This window comes from Pseudomonas sp. ICMP 10191, from assembly GCF_001467335.1.
Lineage (GTDB): Bacteria > Pseudomonadota > Gammaproteobacteria > Pseudomonadales > Pseudomonadaceae > Aquipseudomonas > Aquipseudomonas cerasi.
In genome coordinates this window covers 130,683-155,472 of sequence record NZ_LKGW01000057.1, presented here as the reverse complement: position 1 = coordinate 155,472, position 24,790 = coordinate 130,683, and the positions used below count along the sequence as shown (strand labels likewise).

Below are 24,790 nucleotides of genomic sequence, written 5' to 3'. Positions count from 1 at the left end.
GGAGAGGGAGGCTGGTTGAAGGAACTTAGTGTGCCAAGGGTGGGGACAGTTGGCTATTTTTGCAGCGCCTCCCTAGGTATGGATGTGCTAAACAAACCAATAAAAGCGGTACCAACCTACCAGACGGAGAAAATTGCATTGCCGACCGTTCAGATCAAAAGAGAGTTTCTGGATGACCAATTATAACTATAATCGCTCCCGTCAAGCTGGCGATACCGAACATCAATCCAGCACAAGTATTTTTTATCTTGCACCACTTCCTTTAATAACGGGCGTGGCGGTTACTAGCCCGCAACAACTCCATCAAGCCACCAATGAAATTTATCTTGACTTTGCGATGGGCGTTCCAAAAATAGAATTTTCAGTTCGCTGTTACCTAGGCGTTATAGTGGGCATCGCTTTGTTCATTTTCACGATATGTCTTGGGCTCGGAGCCCTTGATCATATAAATACTGGGCGCCCGGTGTTCGAAATCGTAGTCACCGCCTTTTCACCTAATTGGCCTATTTGGGGGTTCTTTTCATTTTTGATAAGCAGCTACGGCTTATTTTTACTTCAAGCTATTCACCAAATCTCCACTCCCCCCATCCGCTTCAACCGTCAGCGCCGCGAGGTGGCCTATGTCGCCAAGCGTGGCCAACCGCCCCGGTTTATCCCTTGGGAAGAAATAATTGCCTGCGTCAGCAGCAGCACTGTTGCAACGCAGTACGCCACTCAGCAGAAATTCGCTCTGATGATCGGCTTCGTAGACGCCTCGGATAGCCAGGTGATGTGGCTCACGGTGCCTACCTTCACGCTCGGCATGGCAGTCAGCGAGTGGGAAGCGATCCGCGCCTACATGGAAGAAGGCCCGAGCGCCCTGCGAAAGCCCATGATGGGCACTGACCTGGAGGAAGGCACTGTGGCGTTTTTCCACATGTGTCGCCGTGACTACCTGCTTGACCACGGCTGCTTGCGCTACCTGTTCGGCTTTCTGCTGATCCAGTTTTTCAGCGGCTGGACGTTGCCCTGCCACGTCGCCAGCTGGGTCAAGCAACTGCCGAAAACGGCATTTCCCAAAGCAGTACAGGACTGGTCCAAACCCCTGCCCCGCGAACAATGGCAATCTCCTAGCGCCGAGCTGATCAAGGAAAGTGAAGAAGTCCGCAAAAGTCTTCGCAAGGGTATGAGTATCTTCGACTACTTTCTTGAGAAGGAAAAAAATCAGAGCAAAACCGGTGTCTGATCAAGACATGACCACAAGAGGCGCAATACGGTATCAGCCATGATCAATACAACGTATCCGCAATGCGTCCCGGCAACGCCTTGTCATAGGCGTCACCATCGATCTGCTCGGCCGAAACCGCTTTTAGTATTTGCCCGGCAGTCGGCAGCGCGCTGCGTTCGATGTGCCGGGCTGCATCCCATAAACCGGACCTGATGGTTGCCCTGCTGCATTGGAAGTACACGCTGGTCACGGAGATGCGCAGCACCGACCTGGGCATTTGGCCGTTCACTTCGAAACGCGACAACAGTTCGGGCTGAACCGATATCTGCGCTGTTCCGTTGACCCGCAAGGTCTCGCCCACGCCAGGGATGAGGAACAGCAACGCGACACGTGGGTCGCTGATGATATTGCGCAAGGTGTCGATGCGGTTGTTGCCGCGCCGGTCAGGCAGATAAAGCGTCTTGTTGTCCTCGATATGCACGAAGCCCGCCTGATCACCACGCGGGGACGCATCAAGGCCGTCAGGCCCGGCAGAGGCCAGCACAACAAAGGGTGCCGACTCGATGAAGGGCCGGTAAACCGCGTGAATATGGTCGACTTCCTTGGTCATGGAAGGAGGAGCAATCGGGCCATAGAGCGCTTCCAGTGCCTCGGTGGTGGTCACGAACGCGCTGTTTTCCGGGTTATCCATTGATGTGGTCTCTGCTGGGTGTTTTATCTGCGTGTGTGCTGTCAACTTCGACATATGCAGCATAGGCAAAAATGCCGGGACCAGACCAGCCTCAGAGATTCGTAACAACGCATTACGTCAGAGCAGGCAAACGATAATCCCTCTTATTCAAACCGCACGAGGCTGCTAAGCTTGCACGCCTCGATTTTTCGCCCCGTTGCAGGATGTCTATGATTACGCGGCTCCGTCTATCCCTTGCCTTGCTCACGACTCTGGCCGTGAGCGCATGCGATGACGCCCCGCGTTTCACGCACGCCGAGCCGGGAGAAGCCTTGTCCGCTGGCAGCGCCACCGTCAGGAAGAGCGATCAGAACGCTTTCTCCATGCCCTCGGCCAATCTGTCCCCCGTGCGGCGGCTGGACTTCAGTGTCGGTAACAGCTTTTTCCGCAGCCCGTGGGTGATTGCGCCCTCGACTACCACGGCTCGCGACGGGCTTGGGCCGTTGTTCAACACCAATGCCTGCCAGAACTGCCATATCAAGGACGGTCGCGGTCATCCGCCGGAAGCTGGCGACAGCAATGCCGTGTCGATGCTGGTCAGGCTGTCGATTCCCGATGACCCGGCCTATGCCGACCTTATAAAGCGCAACGGTGTGCTGCCCGAACCGGTTTACGGCGGGCAATTGCAGGACATGTCAAACCCCGGCGTGGCCCCCGAGGGCAAGGTGCGGGTCGAGTACGATGCGCTGACGGTCGAATTTCGCGATGGCACCTCAGTCGAGCTGCGCCAGCCGACCCTCAGGATTACCCAGCTGGGCTACGGCCCCATGCACCCCGAGACGCACATCTCGGCACGCGTAGCTCCGCCGATGATCGGCCTGGGCTTGCTCGAGGCCATTGCCGATGAGGCCATCCTTGCCAATGCCGACCCCGATGACAAGAACGCCGATGGCATCTCGGGACGTCCCAACTGGGTCTGGGACGATGCTCGGCAAAAAGTAGTGATGGGCAGGTTTGGCTGGAAAGCCGGACAGCCAAACCTTAACCAGCAGAACGTGCACGCGTTTTCCGGCGACATGGGGCTGACCACCAGCCTGCGCCCTTTCGATGACTGCACGCCGGCCCAGACCGATTGCCTGGCCGCGCCCAATGGCAATGGTCCGGATGACGAACCGGAAGTCAGCGACAACATCCTGCGTCTGGTGGAGTTCTACACCCGCAACCTGGCTGTTCCAGCACGTCGCAAGGTCGACGACCCGCAGGTGCTGGCAGGCAAGAACCTGTTTTTCCAGGCGGGCTGCCAGCAATGCCACACCCCCTCTTTCAAAACCCGTAGCGACGCCGCCGAGCCTGAGCTGGCCAATCAGGAGATTCGCCCGTACAGCGACTTGCTGCTGCACGACATGGGCGAAGGGCTGGCCGATAACCGTACCGAGTTCCAGGCCAGCGGAAGTGAGTGGCGCACCCCGCCCTTGTGGGGGCTGGGCCTGACCGGCACGGTAAGCGGACACACCCAACTGTTGCACGACGGTCGCGCACGTAATGTGCTTGAGGCGATACTCTGGCACGGCGGCGAAGCCCAGGCGGCAAAGCGCCAGGTTCTGGCTTTTGACGCACAGCAACGTGAAGCGCTGCTGGCCTTCCTGAATTCGTTATGATTGCGCCCTTTGCAGAATCTTCCTGTTCAAACATCGTTCTTTCAAAAATAAGGAGCCGGACATGTTCCGACCCAAGTTGTTGCTGACCAGCCTTGCGGCACTTGCCTTGGGTGCCTGCTCGCCATCCGATCCTCAGGCCGTGACGTCCGCAGCGATTGCCAAACAGGTCATCCTGCCGACTTACAGCCGTTGGGTGGAGGCTGATCGTCAGTTGGCAGCCAGCGCATTGGCGTTCTGCCAGGGCAAGACTGATCTGGCCACAGCCCGCGCCGACTTTCTGAAAGCACAGAAGACCTGGGCAGAGTTGCAACCGCTGTTGATCGGTCCTCTGGCCGAAGGCAACCGCGCCTGGCAAATACAGTTCTGGCCGGACAAGAAAAACCTGGTGGGCCGTCAGGTCGAGCAACTGGTGACTGCACAGCCACAGATCACCGCTCAGGAACTGTCCAAGGCCAGTGTCGTGGTGCAGGGTTTGTCCGCCTACGAATACATCCTCTTCGACGCTGACATCGACATGGCCAATGCCGAGCAGAAAGCGCGCTACTGCCCGCTGCTGATGGCCATCGGTGAGCGCCAAAAGCTGCTTGCCGAAGAAATCCTCAACAGCTGGAACAGCACCGACGGCATGCTCGCGCAACTGAGCAAGTTCCCCAATCAGCGCTACGCCGACTCCCACGAGGCGATTGCCGAATTGCTGCGGGTTCAGGTCACCGCGCTCGACAGCCTGAAGAAGAAACTTGGCACGCCACTGGGTCGTCAGAGCAAGGGGCAGCCGCAGCCATTCCAGGCAGATGCGTGGCGCAGCAAGTCGTCGCTCAGCAGCCTGGAAGCCAGCCTGATCAGCGCCGAAACGGTGTGGACCGGTGTCGACAACAAGGGATTGCGCAGCCTGCTGCCCGCCGAGCAGAAACCGCTGGCCGACAAAATCGACGCCGCCTACGCTAACAGCCGAAAATTGCTGTCGGAACTCAAGCCGCCACTGGCCGACCTGCTGGCCACGGATGCAGGACGCCAGCAACTCAATGCGTTTTACGACAGCCTGAACGCCGTGCACCGCCTGCACGAAGGCGAGCTGGCCAAGGCACTCGGCATTCAGTTGGGTTTCAACGCCAACGACGGCGATTGATCAAGAGGTACATGTGATGTTGCGACGTCAGGCCATGGCGCTCGGCAGTCTTCTGCGCAGCGCCTGCACGCTGGGTGGCTGGACACTGTTCCGGCAGAAAGACACACGCCCCTTATTGCTTTCCGCTCGCGACGATGGCGACGGAAAGCACTATGCGGTGGGTTTCAGGCTCGACGGGACGCAGGTATTCGCGACCCAGGTGGGCCAGCGCTGCCACGACATCATCAATCATCCCGACCTGCCACTCGCGGTGTTCATCGCCCGTCGTCCTGGCACTGAAAGCTACCTGATCGATCTGCGCGATGGCCGCTTGCTGCAAACCATCGTTTCGCAGCCTGACCGCCACTTCTACGGCCATGCGGTGATCCATCGCGACGGCGAATGGCTGTATGCGACGGAAAACGACACCCGTGACCCAGGCCGCGGCTTATTGGGCATCTACCGCTTCGTTGACGAGCGCCTGGTGCACTCGGCCGAGATCCCCACGCATGGCATCGGTCCGCACCAGGTCTCGTGGATGCCGGACGGTGAAACGCTGGTGATCGCCAATGGCGGCATTCGCACCGAAGCGGAAAGTCGGGTAGAGATGAACCTCGATGCCATGCAACCCAGCCTGGTCATCATGCAGCGTGACGGCACCTTGCTCAGCAAGGAAGCGCTTTCCCAACAGATGAACAGCGTACGCCACATGGGCATCGCCAGCGATGGCACCATCGTCGCGGGTCAACAGTTCATGGGCGACAGCCACGAGTTGGCCGAGCTGCTGGCAATCAAGCGTCCAGGCCAGCCATTCCAGGCGTTTCCGGTGGCAGAGGAGCAATTGCGCGCGATGGCCCACTACACCGCCAGCGTCGCAGTACACAGCGAGCTGCGACTGGTGGCCCTGACGGCACCCCGCGGCAACCGCTTCTTTATCTGGGATCTGGACAGTGGCGCATTGAAACTGGATGCGCCCTTGCCGGACTGCGCGGGCGTGGGGGCTGTGACCGATGGCTTTGTCGTGACCTCAGGCCAGGGACGCTGCCGATTTTATGATTGCCGCAAGGCGCAGCTGCTGGCCCAGCCATTGGACCTGCCGGCCGGGCTGTGGGACAACCATCTTCACCTGGCTGAGGTGGGTTAGATACCGGGCCTGTGAGGGCTTCAGTTTTTAACCCCGGTACCCTGCGCCAGGCTGTACATGAACAGCAAAAGGTCGTGGTCCGGCTGTACGTTCACCAGACTCTTCGCCACGCGTGGCAGTGGGCAGTAGCCCTCGCCATGCTGTGTGGTAAGTATGCGGGTGGACGGTTGTTCAAGCGCCGCCACGGCGACGGTGGCAACTGCCAGCGCACCGAAGATAAACAGACCTCTTGCCATTTCTAGCTTCATGACTCTAAACCTTTGATAGAGCTGCCAAACGCTGCTTGATAAAAGTAGATCAACTTCTGCCAGTCTGCAGCGCTGAATGACGAATGGCGTCGTAGCTGTTTCATGTCGTGTTGGGCTGCGCCTTGCGCGGTAAGGCGACGACGGCCCTTTTCGAGATCGAGCAAGGCGACCTCGACGTTGGCGTCCGGCCCGTCCCCTGTCACCCGCACGAAAATGTGCTTGATGTACAGACAGCTGTGCTGCCAGCGGCCAAGGTGCATGCGGGCCAGAGTGTCTGCCACTTCCTTGAGCACGCGCTCATAGAACAGCTCGCCATGGCGCTCGCGCCCTCCGGCAGCCTGCCATTTTTCAATTTCCTCGAAGCCCTCCAGCGCCACCGTCACCAGCAATGCCCGCCAGGCATTGTCCTCGCCCCGCTCGGCACCGCAAAACACCACTTCGGGGACGACGACGCCAAGCTTGCGAAGCCCCTCAAGCGCCTCGCGCTCACGCAGCACGGTAGGTCGGCCCAGCGGGTGCAGCAGGCTACGGTAGATGTGACCTGTCTGACGTTTGGCATAGAGGGTCTGCCCATCGTCCATGACCAGCCGCTGCACACCACTCTCTCCACCGCGACGCACATTGGGTTCTTCAACCCATTCGCCACGCTGGCTCCAGAACTGATCGAACTCATTCTGGATCGGGTTCACAACTGGTTCTTTCATGGACTGCAAACCCATCTTTTTACCTTTTACGTAGGACATAGACTCGCCACATGGCGTACATGGGCAGGAAATCCATTCGGTTCTGAATGCGAAATCCTGCCTGCTCAAATTCGGTTTCTGCGGTAACAACAGGTAACACAAAACGATTCTGGTAACTTTCCCGCCCAGTTTTCTGCTGACGCTTGTTCTCCAGACGCGCACGCTTCCATGCCTTGAAATTGCCATCCACCCAGAGGGAGACGATCACGCTGTCACGGGTTACGCGTTGAAACTCGCGCAATAGAGCCATCCGGTCGCTGGACTGACCAACATGGTGCAACAAGCGCATGCAGAAGATGCTGTCTACTGCGTTATCAGGCAGGTCGATGGCAAAGGCAGATGTCTGCAAAGGTTGTACCCTTTTTACAACGTCTGCCGGCTGCGAGGCACAGGCGGTGCTGAGCATGTCTGCGGAGTTATCGGCACCGATGATCGAGCGGTTCGGCTTCTCGGCCAACAATGGCCAGAAGCGTCCCGCACCACAAGGCAGGTCCAGCACCAGGCCCGGGTCCCCGGCCATGTGCAGAGCCTTTCTCGCCAGCTGTTCATCGCGATGATGCGACAGCTTGCGCCAGATACCGTCCTGATGCTTTTCCAGGTACTGGCGGGCATGTGTCTTGTCGTACTTTCGGGAAAACTCGAGTTCGATGCGATCGCTCATGAGAGCAGCTCCTGATGTTGATGGGGGCCAAACTAAAGGCACCGCCGTCACCGTCAGGTCATCTGAATGTGAAAAAAATGTTACCTTTTAACGTCAGGTGTTTCGAGATTTTACAGAGAGTTAGAGGCAGTGTGTGGCCAATCGACGAAGTGCAGTCAATTGGCCGCTACCCAATAAGGCCGGTCTACTCGAGAGGAAGGTCAGGGTTTGACCACGTTGAGCGTCACCTTGAACCGGCAACCATGGGGTTCCATAGGGGTGAGATCGACGCTCCATCCCTGATTGGTGCAAATGCGCTGCACCAGTGACAGCCCGAGGCCCAGCCCCTCTCCGCGCTGCTCGTTGCCGCGTACGAAAGGCTCGAACATCGCCTCGCGTTTTTCCTCGGGAATGCCCACGCCACTGTCCTCCACGGTGAAGCTTTCAGCGTGCAGGGTCAGCGCAATGAATCCGTGATCGGTGTAATGCAGCGCGTTGCGCAGCAGGTTGCCCATCACGGCATGCAGGAAGGTCGCGTTGTAACGAATATCGGACAGCTGGTCATCGGCAGGCGGCGTGTAGGTCAACTGCAGCCCCTTGCTCTCTATCGGGTCACGCCACTGGGAGATCAATTGCTCGGCCACCCCGACCAGCGTGGCCTTGGGCGTCATGGCCGGGTCTTCGCGCTGGGTGCGCGCGAGCATGAGGAAGGTTTGCACCAGATCACGCATTTCTTCGCAGGCACGGCCGATACGCTCGACCTGACGACGGCCGCGCAGATCGAGCGCAGGGTTTTCCAGCAGCAGCTCACAAGAGCTGGCCAGCACCATCAACGGCGTACGCAGTTCATGGCTCACGTCGCTGGTAAACATACGCTCACGGATCAGCGCCTGCCGCAAGCGACCCAATGTTGCATCGAAGGCCACCGCCAACTCGCCGACTTCGTCAGCGGCATAGTCGGGCGCCAATGGCGGTGCCAGTCCAAGCAACTGGTCACGGTGACGAACCTGCCGGGCCAGACGTACGACAGGCGCCATGACCCGGCGCGCCAGCACCCAACCCAGAAACACCGCCAGCGCCAGGGCCAGAACGAAGCCGACCAGCACGACGGCGAACAGCACCCGCTCACGCTCTTCAAAATCGCTCTGATCCTGCAACAGGGCGTAATGCCGGCCATCCACCACCTCGATCATGGCGTGGTAGGACAACGGCCCACGGAACACCTCGTGGAAGCCTGGCTCGAGGTGACGAATGTCCTTGGGCAGATCGAAGTCACCCGGACCATTGCTGAAGTAGAACAACTGGTCGGGCTTGGGCCGGTGGCTCCAGTCGCTGACACTGTCCATCAGCATCAGGCGGTTGAGGTCACCCCCGAGGCCGGCGGAAATCAGCTTTTCTTCGACCAGGTGAACGGTGGAAATGATTCCGATGGCGAACGACCCGGCGACCAGTGCACTCATCAATGCAAAGGCAATGATGATCCGTTGGGCAAGACTCTGTTTAAACTCCATCCCGGCCCTCGGCCAAGCGATAGCCCACGCCATGCACGGTCTGCAACAGCGGTTTGCCAAACGGTTTGTCGATCACCTGACGCAACTGGTGCACATGGCTGCGCAGGCTGTCGCTGTCCGGGCAATCGTCGCCCCACAGGGCTTCTTCCAGAATCTCGCGGCGCAGTACATGCGGGCTCTTCTGCATCAGCACGGCGAGCAGCTTGAGCCCGACCGGGTTGAGCTTGAGCATGCGCCCCTCACGTGTCACCTCGAGGGTGTCAAGGTCATAGACCAGATCGGCCACCTGCAAGGTACGCCGCCCGCCGCCTTGGGCACGACGCAATACCGCTTCGATCCGCGCGGCCAGTTCAGACAGGGCGAATGGCTTGAGCAGGTAGTCGTCAGCACCGGAGCGAAAACCCTGTAGGCGGTCGTCCAACTGATCGCGGGCAGTCAGCATGATGACTGGCGTGTCGCGCCGGGCATCTTCGCGCAGGCGCTTGCACAAGGTGTAGCCGTCGATACCGGGCAGCATGATGTCGAGAACGATCAGGTCATAGTGCTCGGTGGCTGCCAGATGCAGTCCTGAGAGGCCATCCTGGGCGCAGTCGACGGTATAGCCTTTCATGCCCAGGTAATCGGCCATGTTCGCCAGGATGTCGCGGTTGTCTTCAACCAGAAGAATTCGCATAAAGCACTCTCATATGCAGTTTGGGCTGGCGCAGCTTAAGACGAAGTGGGCGTCAGGGCCAGCGCCGATATGGCATGACGATTTTTTCACCTATGATTCATAAGGCTCATGACACACTTTGAGACGAACCGTCGCACACAATAATCGCGGCATGCCCTTCAAAGATCTGGATTCGATATGTCGAAAACCGTCGCCCCACCCTACTCCCGTTCGATCAACCCGTGGATTTACCTGGGTATCCCCATTGCCGTGGCGCTGATCCTCATGCTGCTGGAACTGACGTCACTGGACATGGACATCGCCAAGCTGGCCTTCGATCCCGTCAGCGGGCAGTTCATCGGCAGGCACAGTTATTTTCTCGAAGACGTTCTCCACGACCGCGCCAAACAGCTGGTCATGGTATTCGGCGCTTTGGCCATGATCGGCTTCGCGGCGTCCTTCAAGGTAGAGCGCCTGATCCCGTGGCGCAGAGAGTTGGGTTGCCTGGTGCTGTCCATGGCGCTTTCCACCGCCTTCGTTACCCCGGTGAAAGTGGTGACTTCAGTGCAATGCCCCTGGAGCCTGAAAGAATTCGGTGGTCAGGAAACCTACAGCGAACTGTTGAGCCCACGCCCTGCGACCGATAAACCAGGACGCTGCTGGCCGGGCGGGCATGCGGCGACCGGCTTTACCCTGTTCGCACTGTTCTTCGCCCTTCGCGACCGTCGCCCACGGATGGCGAAAATGGGTCTGGCTCTGGCGTTTGGCTTGGGAACTGTTTTCTCTGTCGGGCGAATGCTGCAAGGTGCGCACTTCTTTTCCCATAACATCTGGACCGCAGTGTTCTGCTGGCTGATCTGCCTGGGGGTTTATTACTTCGTGCTTTATCGTCCCGAACCCAAGGGCCTCGCGAACAGCAACATACAACCGACGCACTGATTGGTCCGGCACAGAAAGTCCATAAAAAAACCCCGCACAAGGCGGGGTTCTTTATGGGTGTAGCTTAAGGGGTAAAGCCGGCTTACATCATGCCGCCCATACCACCCATGCCGCCCATGTCCGGCATGCCGCCGCCTGCTGGCTTGTCTTCAGGCACGTCAGCGATCATCGCTTCGGTGGTGATCATCAAGCTGGCGATGGAGGACGCGGCCTGCAGAGCAGAGCGAGTCACTTTGGCCGGGTCAAGGATACCCATTTCGATCATGTCGCCGTATTCGCCGGAAGCAGCGTTGTAACCGAAGTTACCCGAACCCTGCTTGACCTTGTCAACAACAACGCTTGGCTCGTCACCGGAGTTGGCAACGATCTGGCGCAGAGGCGCTTCGACTGCACGACGCAGCAGAGCGATACCGACGTCCTGATCAGCGTTGTCGCCTTTCAGACCTTCGATAGCCTGCAGGGAGCGAACCAGTGCCACGCCACCGCCAGGTACCACGCCTTCTTCAACGGCTGCGCGGGTTGCGTGCAGGGCGTCTTCAACGCGGGCTTTCTTCTCTTTCATCTCGACTTCGGAACCGGCACCGACCTTGATCACTGCAACGCCACCAGACAGCTTGGCCAGACGCTCTTGCAGTTTTTCCTTGTCGTAGTCCGAGCTGGTGTCACCGATTTGCTGACGGATCTGGGAGATACGCGAGTCGATATCGGTTTTCACGCCAGCACCATCGATGATGGTGGTGTTTTCCTTGTTCAGGATGACGCGCTTGGCATTACCCAAGTGTTCCAGGGTAGTGGTTTCCAGGCTCAGGCCGATCTCTTCGGAGATAACGGTACCGCCAGTCAGAACAGCGATGTCCTGCAGCATGGCCTTGCGACGATCGCCGAAACCTGGAGCCTTGACGGCTGCAACTTTCACGATACCGCGCATGTTGTTGACGACCAGAGTGGCCAGCGCTTCGCCTTCAACGTCTTCGGCAACGATCAGCAGAGGACGGCCAGCCTTGGCGACTGCTTCCAGAACCGGCAGCATTTCGCGAATGTTGGAGATCTTCTTGTCGACCAACAACAGCAGCGGGCTGTCCAGCTCGGCAACCATGGTGTCCGGCTTGTTGATGAAGTACGGGGACAGGTAACCACGGTCAAACTGCATGCCTTCTACAACAGACAGCTCGTTTTCCAGACCCGAACCTTCTTCAACGGTGATAACGCCGTCTTTGGTCACTTTTTCCATGGCTTCAGCAATGATGTCGCCGATGGAGTGATCGGAGTTGGCCGAGATGGTGCCGACCTGGGCAATAGCCTTGGTGTCGGTGCATGGCTTGGACAGCTTCTTCAGCTCGGCAACAATGGCGATGGTCGCCTTGTCGATGCCGCGCTTGAGGTCCATCGGGTTCATGCCGGCAGCGACGGCCTTCAGGCCTTCGTTGACGATGGCCTGAGCCAGAACGGTAGCGGTAGTGGTACCGTCGCCTGCATCATCGTTGGCACGAGAGGCAACGTCTTTGACCAGCTGCGCGCCCATGTTTTCGAAACGGTCTTTAAGCTCGATTTCCTTGGCAACCGAAACACCGTCTTTGGTGATCAGCGGAGCGCCAAAGCTTTTCTCGATGATAACGTTGCGGCCTTTAGGGCCCAGGGTCGCTTTAACTGCGTCAGCCAGGACGTTTACACCGGCGAGCATTTTTTTGCGGCCAGAATCGCCGAATTTAACTTCTTTAGCAGCCATGATCATTATTCCTTGAATACTTAGTAGTAACGGAAGTCAGCGGGAGCACTCAGCCTTCGACGACAGCAAGAATCTCGTTCTCGCTCATCACCAGCAGGTCTTCGCCGTCTACTTTCACTGTGTTGCTGCCGGAATAAGGGCCGAACACAACCTTGTCACCCACTTTCACAGCCAGCGCACGTACTTCGCCGTTGTCCAGCACGCGGCCGGTACCCACAGCAACGATCTCGCCGCGGTTAGGCTTTTCAGCAGCCGAACCTGGCAGAACGATACCGCCGGCAGTTTTCGTTTCTTCTTCACTGCGACGGATGACGACGCGGTCATGCAGAGGACGAAGCTTCATTGTCGATCTCCTGATTATGTTTGTTTGATCGTCCGGTGAGTGCACCGGCCGGTTTAAATCCGGACTTGCCGGTTACGGTTCGACGCGCGAACCGCAGAATACGGTCTGGCCTTCAGGCCAGAAACCTTGCGGTGACCCATACATAAGGGCGAGCAAAGTGATTACAAGTCTTGGGTAGAAATTTTTTACACCCGAACCGGCTGGTCAAAACGAACGCGGCACCCTGAGGTGCCGCGCTGCCGGGGGGTGTGGAAGATTACTTGTCGCGATGCTCGAACTCGCCTTCGATGACGTCGGGCTCGCGGGTAGGCTGGTGAATCGCCGTCGGGCGATGACTCGACGCACCCTGATTGGCAGGTGTCTGCAAATCATCGGCGAAGGCCCGCTGACGCATGGCCTGATCCTGGGCGCGCTGGCGGACCTTGTTGATCAGCAGACGACGGGTGATCGGCAGCAGGCAGATCACACCCAGAATGTCGCTGATGAAACCAGGCAACAGCAGCAGGCCGCCGCCCACGGCAACCATCAGGCCTTCGAGCATTTCCTGCGCAGGCAACTCGCCACGCGCCAGGCTTTCGCGTGCACGCAGCGCCGTCGCGAAACCGGCCACGCGCATCACGAACAAGCCGAGCATCGACGTCGCGACGACCAGCAGAAAGGTCCAGAGAAAGCCGATGGACATCCCGACACGAACCAGCAGAAACAGCTCAAGTACCGGGAATAATAGAAACAGCAGCAAAAAAACACGCATCAAATGAGTTCCTCAAGGGAAGAATGCCTTCCGAGTAGACCGTATGTGATGTCAGAAGGTCGTTAATTCAAGCTCCCTGCATCTGGCTTACCGCTAAATTATGCGCACAAGTGAGCTGAACCAGGCCTTCACAAACGTGTATCGGTGTATTTCAGGGCTGGCGGCCCACCCGAGACGAACGCGCAAAAACAGCCTATAACGTGCTCTGGCTATGGCATAAGCACTCGCAACCCGCCAGTGATGCCATGGAAACGATCAACTGTGATTGGGCACGCATATGGAATTGAAAGACAAGCTGATAATCATCACCGGCGGCTGCCAGGGGCTGGGCAGAGCCATGGCCGAATACCTGGCCGGCAAAGGCGCCCACCTGGCGCTGCTTGACCTCAATCAGGAGAAACTCGATCAGGCTGTCGCCGCCTGTGAGGCACTCGGGGTCAAGGCTCGCGCTTATCTGTGCAATGTTGCCAATGAAGAACAGGTCGTCGACACGGTCAGCAAGGTCGCCGAGGATTTCGGCGCCATTCATGGCCTGGTCAACAACGCTGGCATTCTGCGTGACGGCCTGCTGGTCAAGGTCAAGGATGGCGAGATGACCAAACTGAGCCTCGCGCAATGGCAGGCGGTGATTGACGTCAACCTGACCGGCGTATTCCTCTGCACACGTGAAGTGGCGGCGAAAATGATCGAGCAGAAGAGTCAGGGCGCGATCATCAATATCTCGTCGATTTCACGTGCGGGCAATATCGGACAGACCAACTACTCGGCAGCCAAGGCTGGCGTGGCGGCTGCGACGGTTACCTGGGCAAGGGAACTGGCCCGCTACGGCATTCGCGTGGCAGGTGTGGCGCCTGGGTTCATTGAAACCGAAATGACCGGCAGCATGCGCCCCGAAGCCCTGGAGAAGATGACCTCAGCGATCCCGCTCAAGCGCATGGGCAGGCCGGACGAGATTGCACACTCGGTGGCTTATATTCTGGAGAATGATTATTTCAGCGGACGCATCCTTGAGCTGGATGGCGCGATGCGAATCTAGTCAGCGCGTAAAAGCAGCGGGCGACGCACAGGGTGTGCGCCGCCCGCCCTTCGCTTACCAGCTTACGCCGAAGCCAGCGGTGTAGCGCGTCTTGTCGACATCGCCATTGCTCGAACCACTGATGACGTTCTTCTCGGCTTTCAGGTTAAGCGACGCCCAGTCGGTCACCTTGTAGCGCAGCCCCGCCTCGACATCCAGCGAGTAATCGGCAACGGAGCTCAGCGGCTTGCCCAGCTCGCCGTTGGTGAAGAATTCGACCTTCTTGCCAATCAGGTAGCGGTTGTAATCCCAGGTGCCGGCAACGGAATAGAAGTTTTCCTTCTCGTCGTTGGAGAACTCGAAATCGGTACGGTTAAGCAGCGCACCGACCTTGAATGCACCCAGTTCGTCATCCCACAGCTGGTAACCTGGACCGGTACCTACGACGCGCTGACGAGACAGATCCTCGACCTTGTCGCGTTTGTAGCTGACGCGGCCGTCCCAGAAGAATTTCTCGGTCAGGAAGCGGTCCAGCGAGTACTCGGCGCTCCAGTTGTCAGTGCCAACCACATCGTCGGTGGTCTCGCGGTTGTAATCGCCCTTGGCGTTGTGACGCCAGTCGCCATGGCGAGCAGAGGTCTTGAAGGCCACGTTGTAATCATTGGTATCGTTTTCGGCCTGCTGGAAATCCAGCGCCGCATCGATGTTGCCTTTCCAGACAAGATCCGTGATAACCGGCTTGGGCTTGATGATCTGATGGATACTTGCCAGATCGACGGTCTTGGGCGCATCGCCATTGGCCAGCACAACCTTGCCGTCATCCGCAGCCTGCAGCGAATTGGAGACTTCGCCGCCATGCTCATCCTGCTTGACCAGCAACGGCTGATCGCTTTTCAGGGTCTTGACCTGTTTCCAGTCCAGCGCGATAGCGCCGCCGTATTCGGTCTGCAGCAGCAACTTGCCGCCGTCGAACACCTTGATTGTGCCGGTCAGGCGGTCGCCATTCTTCAACCAGACGGTATCGGCAAGCAATGGAGTGGAAACAGCAGTGATTGCAAGGCACAACAGGGTTCTGGACAACATAAGCGATAACTAGGCTCTGTAAGGCGGGAATCGGGCATTTTCCTGCGGGGGAGGTGACGGGACGATCCATGTACCACCAAGCACGGTGGTAACTGACAGCCCGGACAACCAAAAGTTCACTGAACGACAATCAATATCGTTTTTATACAGGATTATCGCGTGGCAGACCCGGACTTAACATTACTTTACCCGGCAGGGCAATCGCCGAGCGAGGCACGACGCACCGCTCTCTACCTGACGATGGCGCAGATACCGGAAGGCAAAGTAGTCGCCTACGGGCAACTCGCCGAACTGGCGGGCCTGGGCCGAGCTGCACGCTGGGTGGGCCGTACGTTGAGCCAGTTGCCGGACGGCTCTTCCCTGCCCTGGCACCGGGTTTTGGGCGCCGGTGGTCGGCTCAGTCTGCCGCCCGGCAGCGTTTCCGGTGACGAACAACGGGCACGTTTACGCGCCGAGGGCGTGACCATTGTGAATAATCGGGTTGATATGCAGCGCCATGGCTGGCGTCCCCTATAGCACAGCGGTTAGAGTGCGCCCTTTGTTTTCGTAACCTGAGGCAGATTCCAGCCCATGCCCCGTAAAACCTGGCGCGCCGCGCTCGCCGCATATGCCAGCCCGTCGACATTAGTGTTACTGCTGCTCGGATTCGCTGCGGGCATGCCTTATATGCTGGTCTTTTCGACATTGTCCGTGTGGTTGCGCGAAGCCGGTGTCGCGCGCGAGACCATCGGCTATGCGAGCCTGATCGGCCTTGCCTACGCCTTCAAATGGGTCTGGTCGCCATTGCTCGACCAATGGCGTCTGCCCCTGCTCGGCAAACTCGGGCGACGTCGCTCCTGGCTGGTGCTGGCACAGAGCCTGGTGATTCTCGGCCTGATAGGCATGGGCTTCTGCGATCCGCAGAAGCATTTGTCCTGGCTGATCGCAATTGCCGTAGTGGTGGCCTTCGCCTCCGCAACGCAAGACATCGCCATTGATGCTTATCGCCTGGAAATTGCCCAGGACACGCAACAGGCTGCCCTCGCCGCCAGCTACATGTCCGGCTACCGGGTCGCTGCACTGCTGGCGACCGCGGGTGCACTGTATTTCGCCGAGGGCTTCGGCTCGACGGGCTTTGCCTACAAGCATTCGGCGTGGACCGGTACTTATGTGCTGTTCGGTCTGCTGATGCTGCCCGCCCTGGTCACCACACTGATCATGCGCGAGCCGCCGGTGCCGCTGCGCACCCAGCTGTCGGCAGCGCGCTATGGCTTTACGCACCAGTTGGCCTCGGTGTTCGTGCTGATTGTGCTGCTGGTCTCCGTACCGGCGATGTTTACCCAACTTTACAATACCGACTTCGCCAGTGTGCTGTTCAACGGCACCAGCTGGATGGACCTGTTGCTGGAAGACCGGGCGTTTTTACGCGCGATTCTCTACACGCTCCTGACCATCGCCTGCCTGTCCTCGATGGGTCGCCGCGGACTGGCACCGGTGCTCACTCCGATCAACGATTTCATCATGCGCTACCGCTGGCAAGCGCTGCTGTTGCTGGGCCTGATCGCGACCTACCGGATGTCGGACACGGTGATGGGCGTCATGGCCAACGTGTTCTACATCGATCAGGGCTTTACCAAGGACCAGATCGCCAGCGTCAGCAAAATCTTCGGCCTGATCATGACCCTGCTGGGGGCCGGTATCGGCGGGCTGCTGATCGTGCGCTTCGGCATCATGCCGATCCTGTTCATCGGCGGCCTGACCTCAGCCTCGACCAACATCCTGTTCCTGTTGCTGGCGGACATGGGCCCGAACGTGAAGATGCTGATCCTCACCATCTCGCTGGACAACCTCAGTTCCGGGCTGGCGACATCGGCGTTCGTCGCCTACCTGTCGAGCCTCACCAACCTGAAGTTCTCCGCCACGCAATACGCCTTGCTCAGCTCCATCATGCTGCTGCTACCGCGCCTGCTGGGCGGCTACTCCGGTGTGGTGGTGGAAAAGTACGGCTACCACAACTTCTTCCTGATCACCGCGCTGCTGGGCATTCCGACGCTAGTGATGATCATCCTGCAATGGAACCGAGAGATACGCACGGCGAAGACCGAGCCGCCTCAAGAGGCTTCCGTTATCGACAAGCCCTGAGCCCTGGCCAACCCTTCAAGGAACAACATTGGACACCGAAAACAAAGCACGCGCTTTCAACCCCGTTCCCCTGATCCTTATCAGCCTGGGGATCTGGCTGCCCATCATCGGCACCCTGCTGACATATTATCTGTCGCGAGATGCTGATGCCCTGTCCGGGTCAATGGCGTTTGGCAGCGCCGTAGTGCTGCTCGCGCAGGTTGAAATCTTCGCCATCATCTTCCTGCTGATTTATGCATTCGCCGTAAAACCGTGGAGACTCTCCACAACCCTACGCACGGTGTTCTCGATCAACGCAGTCGCCGCCGTCGTCGCGGCAATCGGCATTATCGTTACGCTGGCCAATATAAGCCTGCAGTAATCGCCGAATAAAAAAGCCCTGACGCTCACCCGCCAGGGCTTTTTTCATATCGCGCGCCCTCCCCTTACAGTCTTTCCTCGTGGCGTCTCTCATTAAGCCGTAAGAAACGCACTACAGCTTCTTATGAATTGGCCGACGACATCGTTAGCCATTCCTCACTGCCTCACCGCGCCTTCAGGAGTAATGTCGCTCGGTAATGGCCCTTTGCAATTTAACTGTATGCCCCCGGAAAGAAGTCTATAGACTCACCCACCTCTCTATATCAGCACTCTCGCTCGGAACGAGCGGCTGGTTTTATATAACGGAGCAACAATGTTAAAGGATCTAACGGCGCTATTTGCGCCACAAAACCGTCGTCTGATCAAACTGACGACCGTTGCCCGTGACGAACAGGAACTCCTGCTGGAACGTTTTTCCGGCACTGAAAGCCTGTCCGAGCTGTTCAGTTTCGAGTTGTCGATGATCAGTCGCGATGCCGGCCTGGAGCTCAAATCGCAGATCGGCCAGCCTGCACAACTGGCAATAGAGCTGGCCACCGGCGAGTCGCGCTTCATCAATGGCTATATCAGTGCCTTCAGCCTGGAAGGCAGCGACGGCGGTCTGGCACGTTACAGCGCAACACTGAGCCCCTGGCTGTGGATGCTCTCGCGACGCGTCGACTCGCGCATATTTCAGGAACAGACCATCGAAGCCGTTATCCGAACGGTATTTGCGGTCTATGGCGCGTTGCCCGATTTCGAGTTTCAACTCAGCCAGCCACTCAAGACACACAGTTACATCACCCAGTACCGTGAAAGCGATCTGACCTTTGTATTGCGCTTGCTGGAACACGAAGGGTTGTTCTTCTATTTCGATCACAATCAGGAAAAGCACACGCTGATCATTCTTGATCACTCGCGTGACCTCTCGCCCCTGCCGCAACAGCCCACCATTCGTTATCACAGTGCATCCGTTACCGAGACAGCGGATTCGATTACCGAATGGCGCAGCCATCGACGCCTGCAGTCGGGGCGCATGTCCATTCAGACTTTCGATTACAAGCAGCCGCGCAATTCGCTGCCGGTTGGCATGCCGAGTCTCAACGAGCAGGGCAACGTCGATTCGTATGAAGTGTATGACGTGCTCGATCACTACAGCCACGGCACCTTCAATGACGGTGAACGCCTGGTACGTCAGCGTCTGGAGGCCATTGAAGTTCAGGGCAAGACATTCACCGGCAACAGTAACTGCCGCGCCATGTACCCTGGCCACACCTTTGAACTGACCCAACATTTTGATCATGACCGCGGCTCTGCTGAAGATCGCAGTTTTCTGCTGATATCGGTCAAGCATGAGGGCAGCAACAATTACCTGTCAGACGAAGACGCGGGCTACACAAACGAGTTCGTGTGCATTCGCCACAAAATCCCCTACCGTCATCCGATCACCGTCCCGCGCCCGAGCATTCCGGGCCCTCTGAGCGCCATCGTGGTCGGGCCGGAAGGTGAGGAAGTGTTCACTGATGAACTGGCGCGGATACAGGTCAGGTTCCACTGGCAGCGCGGCGACAGCCTACCGCAAGGCACCACCTGGTTAAAGAGTGGCGATGCCCAGTGCCGGTAGCGGCTTCGGGCATCAGTTCATGCCACGCATCGGCCAGGAAGTGCTGGTGACCTTTCTGGCGGGCGATATCGACCGGCCTCTGGTGACGTCGGTACTCTACAACAACATTAATCTGCCGCCACGCTTCAGCAAGGCCTCGGGGCTGCCCGGCAACCGCACGCTGTCGGGGATCCGCACCCAGGAACACAAAGGCAGCGGCTTCAACGAACTGCTGTTCGATGACACGCCGGGCTCGCTGCGCGCACGCATGGGCACGACCCATCAGGCCACTGCCCTCAACCTGGGCAAACTGACCGATCCGCGTACTGACGGCACCGCTCAGCCACGCGGCAACGGCGCAGAACTGCGCACCGATGCCGCCATCGCCCTGCGTGCCGCGCAAGGCATGTTGCTGACCACCTATGCGCGTACCGACGCAAAAGGCTCACAGCTGGATCGCGAAGAGCTGCTCAAACTGCTGGCCGAGTGCGGCGAGCTGTTCAAATCCCTCGGCGAAACCGCAGCCGCACGTGGCAGTCAGGCGGTGGATGTCAAAGGTATGGAAGCCTTGCGCCAGTCGCTCGACCAATGGCCCGCGCCGGACAATAACGGCCTGGGCGACCCGGTACTGGCCATGACCGCTGCCGCCGGCATTGCCAGCGCCACACCACGCTCGCAGGTTCACTATGCGGGTGAAAATCACGACACCACTGCGCAGGACAACCTGCAATTGACCAGCGGCGCGGCCATGCACCTGCAAGCAGGCAAAGGGCTGTCGGCCTTCGCTCAGGATGCAGGCATCAGCGCCATCGCCAACCGCGGCAAGGTGCTGGTGCAAGCGCAGGAAGACGACATCGCCCTCAATGCCCAGAAAAACCTGCACGTCTCGGCCGTCGAAGGCGAAGTGGTCATCACCGCGCCGACCATCCGCCTGGTCGCCGATGACGGCAGTTACATCAAGATTGGCGGCGGCGTCGAGATCGGCTCACAGGGCAAAGTCACCGTGCACGCCAGCGAACACGACTGGATCGGCCCCAAGACCGACAGCGCTGCTATCCCCTCTTTCGGCCGCGACCCCGCCGCCCAGCAGGTCACCTTCCACTACCCCGGCCACAGCGAACAAAGCCCGCGGGCAGCAGCGGATCACTCGTATGAAATCAAACTGGAAGATGGCAGCCTGGTGAAAGGAATGACGAACGCAGACGGACTGACCGAGCGCGTGGAACGCGAAATGATGCATCAGGCGCAAGTATCGGCACTGCGCAGCGGCACCCCGAAAGGAGGTGCGCAATGAACGGCGCCGATGAATACGCCGTTGCCCAAGGCAACACACGCCTGATCCCCAACCTCAACACCACCTGCAAAATGGAAGTGCCCGGCGATTTGCCAGGCGTAGTGATCTTTCTGCACGGTGTGAATGACCCGGGGGCGTCGTACAGCATGGTGGAGAGCGGGTTGTGTCAGGGGGTGAATGAGCGACTGGACCGGCCGGATCTGGTGCCGGGGCGTTATGGGGCTAAGTACGGCGTAGCGAGAGAAAAACTCAATACCAAACAACAACTGGGAGATCGAGATAAGCAGTTGCTTGACGACCCTGACACCTATCTTTATAAGCGCGATACGGACGACCCGAAAACCCGTAGCCTGCTAATCCCCTTCTATTGGGGATATCGGGCCGAGCCGGGCGAAATCAGTCGAGACCAAAACAACGCCCCTACCAAGCTACGCGGCCAGTACCAGGACAAACAGCGCAATCGCCTTGATCGCCATTTCGGCAAGGCCGGTGGTTTTTTCGTCAATGCCACCAACAACCTACTGCAGATGTATGACAACGGTTTGCAATTAAACACGCGTCTTGAGCTTGCGAGCCTCACGCTGCCCAATACCCATTTTATGAGCAATAACCCGCATCGGCGTTATTACGTGCTGGCCGCTCATCGGCTCGCCATGATGGTCAAGGAGATACGCCGGGTTTCTCCCGACGAGACCATTTCGATCATGGCGCACAGCCAAGGCTCGTTAATCACCCTGCTGGCGCAAGCACTGTTGGTTGACGGGGGGCATCGTTGCGCGGACACAATCATTATGGTGGACACGCCCTACTGCCTGTTCCCGGAAGTCACCCCCAAAGATCAGGACACACTAACCACACTGACCCGCATCGTAGCGCAGGTGACTCAGGCACCCCATGCCCAACCGCCGCTGTCGGACCTGCGCAACACTGCAACCTACTGCGGACGAAGCGGCCCGCAGTGGTCGCCTACACAAGGTACGCGCTTGGACAGTCACGATAACATGACGGTATTTCCCGAGCGCGATAACCGCGGCAAGGTGTACCTGTATTTCTGCCCGGACGACACCACCGTCGCACTGGATGACGTAAGAGGCATCGGTACGTTTGGGGTGTGGGATACGCATGGTAAGGATAGCGATCGAAATCCTATGGCTGAATTGAAAGCCGTGCGTTTTTATCAACGCATGTGGACCAAGCGCAAGCGTGACAATTTGCCGGTCATGGTTGGCAAGCCACCGGGCTATGAGCTTTTGCGTGCCAAAGGCGAATCTCGCTATCCCGGCGGAGGATGGCTCACTGGCCCCCTATCTAAAGGCGCTATAGAAAAAGGGCATAAAGTCCTGATCAACGCTGAACAACTGTACCCGCCACATGCCCCCCAAATGTTTGGAGGGGAGGAGAAGACAGAAAAATCGAGCCCATCGGGGCTAGACAGGCCGGATGATGCGAACCAAGCCTCTGCCTTGGGTAATCCCAGGGCCAAATTCAAATGGCGCTATGTTCGCAGCCAGATTGGACCCGTAGATCTGGAGCTAGAGGTCGCTAAATGGAACATGGGCAAAGCGCCCGGTGAACAAACTCGCATGATGCGCAAACGAAGAACGCCCGGCGAAGGCGCACCGAAACCTATGGATCCTTACGATATAGAACGGGAAGAAACCCCGGACGAAATACGTGAATACATGGACAAGAGCAAAGATGTGCTAGACGACAATAGCTATCACTCGGGTCTGTTGCGTAGCTCTGAAAACCATCGACGGGTAACGGCGATGGATATTGCGATTGGTCAGGCGAAATGCTTGGACGATCCAGCAATGCGTGATGTGCTGGTGGCGATCGCGGATTGGAAGATGGATAAAAAACAGTTTGCTAAAACAACTGACTTACCTGGCTGGGAAAGGCTTAGCGAGGAATCGCAGGAGTTGGTTAGCGCGAGCCATCTTTACTATGAGGAAGGAGAGTTTCCTTCCGACGATCTAGTCAAACTTACACCGCCGCCCTTGCTCCAAGACAACCAGCAATCGAGGGGTGTCAAGTGAGTGCCCCTTTACAGAAAAAATCACTTCGTCCGAAGCTAAAAGCTTACCTATGGATCATCGGGATTTTGCTTGCTCTGTGGCTCGGATTTGTCTTTCTTGTATACCTAAAAGCACAGGAAACCAACATGGAACTTCGTGACATAAACTCAGTAACGCGCTGGGGTATAGCAGGGATTTTAGGTGTCGTTTTGCTAGCCTATAGCGGCCACTGGTGGGGGAAAGCCCTTGCCAATGAAAAGCATGAGTTGGCAGCTTACAAATCCCAAGTGATTGCTAAAAATGCAGAGCAACAGACTTCGCTGGCACGAACATACTCACTAGAAATACGAGGCGTAGGCATAGCAGTCAATGACTGGCATCAATCGTCTGTCTGGCGAGAAATTGTTAAAAAAAATAACAACTTTTCATCGATATTTCCTTCACAAGCCAAAGCCTACGATCCATCGTTAAGCTCGCGAGAGACGACTGCGGATATCAATACTCGGGTGGCTTTTCAGCACGCGGCAAGCCCATCAGTAGCTTACTGGCCAATTCCCGTTTTTGCGCTCGGGCCTCCAAACCCTTACAAGAAGGCCTACCGCGCTGCAAGTATTATCAACTCAGGCCGCAATGCGGCGACGCTAGGAGTCACACAGTTTCTCTGGCAAGAAGACGAAAATACCAACTACGCACAAGGTATGATTGAGCGGCTGTTTGGTTTTTTTGAAGATAACCCGAAAGTGCCGCAGGCACTTATCGCAAGCGAAGACGGAGACGTAACGCGGAACTTATATCGCGAACGCGGTACTCCAGGCCTGCAAAAAAATACTCAAGTAGTGCCAACAGTATTCGAAAGCATGACAGGCCTGCTGATTACTCGCGCGGACCGGGTGGATCGCTACGTTCGTCCTTATGCGACTAACGACGCAGAAGACAACCAGAACAAAGATACCGATCTGGGCAAGCTTTGGGCTTTCTACTGGGAGCAGCCGCGTAAATTCAGAAAAGTCTATGAGGATGCGCAGAAGACCAAAGGAATTAAAGATCCATTAGGCCCAGGCACCATATCCACCACCTACTGGCAATCCCAACTCCCCACCCTCTGGAAAACCATCAGCAACCGAGGCCCTGGCAACTTCGAGCCTTCCCCTTGGCTGCCGATCCGCTGGGGTCAGCATCAGGTCAAGGAGTTCGACGCCGCGCCGGTACTCGGCTATTTGCACCGCCCGATCAAGGCGCCCATGCAGGATGAAAACGGCAAGCGCTTGAAACCTGCTTTGCAAGCCAAAGCCTTGCAAGCCGCCTGGGTGCAGGCGCTGGATACCTTGCCCGACGGTCAGAAACCTGTACGGGTGTTCTACGACAGCACCAACAACCCGGAAGCAGAAATCGCTCTGAACAACGCCCTCCACGACCTGAACAAGGACGGCCACGGTCTTGAGCTGGGCAATGTTGAAGAGGGCTACGACATCGGTCGTCGTCTGGGCAATACCGGGGTTAGTGGTGCGCTGGTCGAGATCAATCTGGCGACCATCGCCAGTTACAAGGACGGTGGCGTCAGCGCCGTGGTCTACGCCGGCACCGATGGCAGCCTGACCGTACAAATGGTCCGCCCGCCCGATGAAGCCCGCAAAGCGAAGAACAGCCAGAACCGCGGCGCAGACCCGTTCACCTTCGGCTCGCCAACCGGCGGGGCACCTGCAGAGTGAGTTATCCGGTCTGCCTGGGCGACGCCACCAGCAGTGGTGGCCGAGTGGTGTCCTGCCAACTGGCAGGCACCCACACCCTCAACGGCAAGCCTCCGGCCGTGCTGGGCGACAAAGCCACCTGCCCGCTTCATTCAGGAGAGTTCGCCTTTATCGAAGGCCACCCCACCCGAAAACTGAACGGCATACCGGTGGTCCTGCACGGCCACCGACTGGCGTGCGGCTGTCAGGGTGTGGCCAGCCACGCCATGAATGTGCGAGTGGTTTAGGATAT

22 protein-coding genes and 2 pseudogenes are annotated in these 24,790 nt (G+C 58.0%); 14 read left to right on the top strand and 10 right to left on the bottom strand.

Annotated features, from left to right (window positions below):
* Both AO388_RS29575 and AO388_RS30010 read left to right on the top strand, forming a co-directional pair.
* Positions 1 to 186, top strand: a pseudogene (locus AO388_RS29575) (hypothetical protein); the annotation flags it as partial.
* 343 nt (positions 187 to 529) lie between these two features.
* The gene (locus AO388_RS30010) at positions 530 to 1,225 is read left to right on the top strand and encodes a DUF6708 domain-containing protein (RefSeq protein WP_373458260.1); all 696 of its coding nucleotides are present in this window, start codon (positions 530 to 532) and stop codon (positions 1,223 to 1,225) included.
* Positions 1,226 to 1,268: 43 nt separating this feature from the next.
* On the opposite strand, the gene AO388_RS06505 is transcribed toward AO388_RS30010, so the two are convergent.
* Positions 1,269 to 1,898 carry a pyridoxamine 5'-phosphate oxidase family protein gene (locus tag AO388_RS06505; protein ID WP_058416206.1) on the bottom strand — a complete coding sequence of 210 codons (630 nt, stop codon included), beginning with the start codon at positions 1,896 to 1,898 and terminating at the stop codon, positions 1,269 to 1,271.
* A gap of 209 nt (positions 1,899 to 2,107) precedes the next feature.
* Here AO388_RS06505 and AO388_RS06500 point away from each other — a divergent pair, with 209 nt between their 5' ends.
* From AO388_RS06500 to AO388_RS06490, 3 genes are all read left to right on the top strand, one after another.
* On the top strand, positions 2,108 to 3,535 hold the full coding sequence (locus AO388_RS06500; RefSeq protein WP_058416205.1) for a di-heme oxidoreductase family protein: 1,428 nt from the start codon (positions 2,108 to 2,110) through the stop codon (positions 3,533 to 3,535).
* 61 nt (positions 3,536 to 3,596) lie between these two features.
* The gene (locus AO388_RS06495) at positions 3,597 to 4,661 is read left to right on the top strand and encodes an imelysin family protein (RefSeq protein WP_003413318.1); all 1,065 of its coding nucleotides are present in this window, start codon (positions 3,597 to 3,599) and stop codon (positions 4,659 to 4,661) included.
* A gap of 16 nt (positions 4,662 to 4,677) precedes the next feature.
* Positions 4,678 to 5,784, top strand: a complete 1,107-nt coding sequence (locus AO388_RS06490; RefSeq protein WP_058416204.1) for a DUF1513 domain-containing protein — start codon at positions 4,678 to 4,680, stop codon at positions 5,782 to 5,784.
* A gap of 20 nt (positions 5,785 to 5,804) precedes the next feature.
* Here the strand turns inward: AO388_RS06490 and AO388_RS06485 are convergent, their stop codons facing one another.
* From AO388_RS06485 to colR, 5 genes are all read right to left on the bottom strand, one after another.
* A complete protein-coding gene (locus tag AO388_RS06485) occupies positions 5,805 to 6,032 on the bottom strand; it encodes a hypothetical protein (protein WP_003363953.1) in 228 nt (75 codons plus the stop codon).
* The gene (locus AO388_RS06480) at positions 6,029 to 6,751 is read right to left on the bottom strand and encodes a lipopolysaccharide kinase InaA family protein (RefSeq protein WP_058416203.1); all 723 of its coding nucleotides are present in this window, start codon (positions 6,749 to 6,751) and stop codon (positions 6,029 to 6,031) included. The genes AO388_RS06485 and AO388_RS06480 overlap by 4 nt, the downstream gene beginning before the upstream one ends.
* Before the next feature lie 4 nt (positions 6,752 to 6,755).
* Complete coding sequence (locus AO388_RS06475) at positions 6,756 to 7,436, bottom strand: class I SAM-dependent methyltransferase (RefSeq protein WP_003405955.1); 681 nt, start codon at positions 7,434 to 7,436, stop codon at positions 6,756 to 6,758.
* A 200-nt stretch (positions 7,437 to 7,636) separates the two neighbouring features.
* The gene (locus AO388_RS06470) at positions 7,637 to 8,926 is read right to left on the bottom strand and encodes a sensor histidine kinase (protein ID WP_003431432.1); all 1,290 of its coding nucleotides are present in this window, start codon (positions 8,924 to 8,926) and stop codon (positions 7,637 to 7,639) included.
* Complete coding sequence (gene colR, locus AO388_RS06465) at positions 8,916 to 9,599, bottom strand: two-component system response regulator ColR (RefSeq protein ID WP_002555020.1); 684 nt, start codon at positions 9,597 to 9,599, stop codon at positions 8,916 to 8,918. The genes AO388_RS06470 and colR overlap by 11 nt, the downstream gene beginning before the upstream one ends.
* Positions 9,600 to 9,776: 177 nt before the next feature.
* Here colR and AO388_RS06460 point away from each other — a divergent pair, with 177 nt between their 5' ends.
* Positions 9,777 to 10,517 carry a phosphatase PAP2 family protein gene (locus AO388_RS06460; RefSeq protein ID WP_003363961.1) on the top strand — a complete coding sequence of 247 codons (741 nt, stop codon included), beginning with the start codon at positions 9,777 to 9,779 and terminating at the stop codon, positions 10,515 to 10,517.
* 82 nt (positions 10,518 to 10,599) lie between these two features.
* Here the strand turns inward: AO388_RS06460 and groL are convergent, their stop codons facing one another.
* From groL to AO388_RS06445, 3 genes are all read right to left on the bottom strand, one after another.
* On the bottom strand, positions 10,600 to 12,243 hold the full coding sequence (groL, locus tag AO388_RS06455; protein WP_002555022.1) for a chaperonin GroEL: 1,644 nt from the start codon (positions 12,241 to 12,243) through the stop codon (positions 10,600 to 10,602).
* 49 nt (positions 12,244 to 12,292) lie between these two features.
* Positions 12,293 to 12,586: a co-chaperone GroES gene (locus AO388_RS06450; protein WP_003304675.1), complete on the bottom strand. Its 294-nt coding sequence runs from the start codon at positions 12,584 to 12,586 to the stop codon at positions 12,293 to 12,295.
* A gap of 256 nt (positions 12,587 to 12,842) precedes the next feature.
* Entirely contained in the window at positions 12,843 to 13,337 is a 495-nt protein-coding gene (locus AO388_RS06445; RefSeq protein ID WP_003363969.1) for an FxsA family protein, read from the bottom strand.
* Between the two features lie 277 nt (positions 13,338 to 13,614).
* On the opposite strand from AO388_RS06445, the gene AO388_RS06440 reads away from it, so the two are divergent.
* The gene (locus AO388_RS06440; RefSeq protein WP_058416202.1) at positions 13,615 to 14,373 is read left to right on the top strand and encodes an SDR family oxidoreductase; all 759 of its coding nucleotides are present in this window, start codon (positions 13,615 to 13,617) and stop codon (positions 14,371 to 14,373) included.
* Positions 14,374 to 14,427: 54 nt separating this feature from the next.
* On the opposite strand, the gene AO388_RS06435 is transcribed toward AO388_RS06440, so the two are convergent.
* A complete protein-coding gene (locus AO388_RS06435) occupies positions 14,428 to 15,435 on the bottom strand; it encodes a DUF481 domain-containing protein (protein WP_003431433.1) in 1,008 nt (335 codons plus the stop codon).
* A 159-nt stretch (positions 15,436 to 15,594) separates the two neighbouring features.
* Between AO388_RS06435 and AO388_RS06430 the strand changes: the two genes are divergently transcribed.
* The 7 genes and pseudogenes from AO388_RS06430 (at position 15,595) to AO388_RS06400 (ending at position 24,785) form a co-directional block, all read left to right on the top strand.
* Entirely contained in the window at positions 15,595 to 15,951 is a 357-nt protein-coding gene (locus tag AO388_RS06430; protein WP_003431434.1) for an MGMT family protein, read from the top strand.
* Between the two features lie 54 nt (positions 15,952 to 16,005).
* A complete protein-coding gene (locus AO388_RS06425; protein ID WP_003363979.1) occupies positions 16,006 to 17,556 on the top strand; it encodes an AmpG family muropeptide MFS transporter in 1,551 nt (516 codons plus the stop codon).
* Positions 17,557 to 17,584: 28 nt separating this feature from the next.
* Entirely contained in the window at positions 17,585 to 17,917 is a 333-nt protein-coding gene (locus AO388_RS06420) for a hypothetical protein (protein ID WP_003363981.1), read from the top strand.
* A 312-nt stretch (positions 17,918 to 18,229) separates the two neighbouring features.
* Positions 18,230 to 20,792: pseudogene (locus AO388_RS06415) on the top strand (type VI secretion system Vgr family protein).
* Positions 20,789 to 22,831, top strand: coding sequence for a T6SS effector phospholipase Tle3 domain-containing protein (locus tag AO388_RS06410; protein ID WP_058416201.1), 2,043 nt, complete (start codon positions 20,789 to 20,791; stop codon positions 22,829 to 22,831). The pseudogene AO388_RS06415 and the gene AO388_RS06410 overlap by 4 nt, the downstream one beginning before the upstream one ends.
* On the top strand, positions 22,828 to 24,519 hold the full coding sequence (locus tag AO388_RS27185) for a type VI lipase adapter Tla3 domain-containing protein (RefSeq protein WP_177343125.1): 1,692 nt from the start codon (positions 22,828 to 22,830) through the stop codon (positions 24,517 to 24,519). Before AO388_RS06410 ends, AO388_RS27185 begins: the two co-directional genes overlap by 4 nt.
* The gene (locus tag AO388_RS06400; RefSeq protein ID WP_003350919.1) at positions 24,516 to 24,785 is read left to right on the top strand and encodes a PAAR domain-containing protein; all 270 of its coding nucleotides are present in this window, start codon (positions 24,516 to 24,518) and stop codon (positions 24,783 to 24,785) included. Before AO388_RS27185 ends, AO388_RS06400 begins: the two co-directional genes overlap by 4 nt.
* The last annotated feature ends 5 nt before the right edge of the window (positions 24,786 to 24,790 follow it).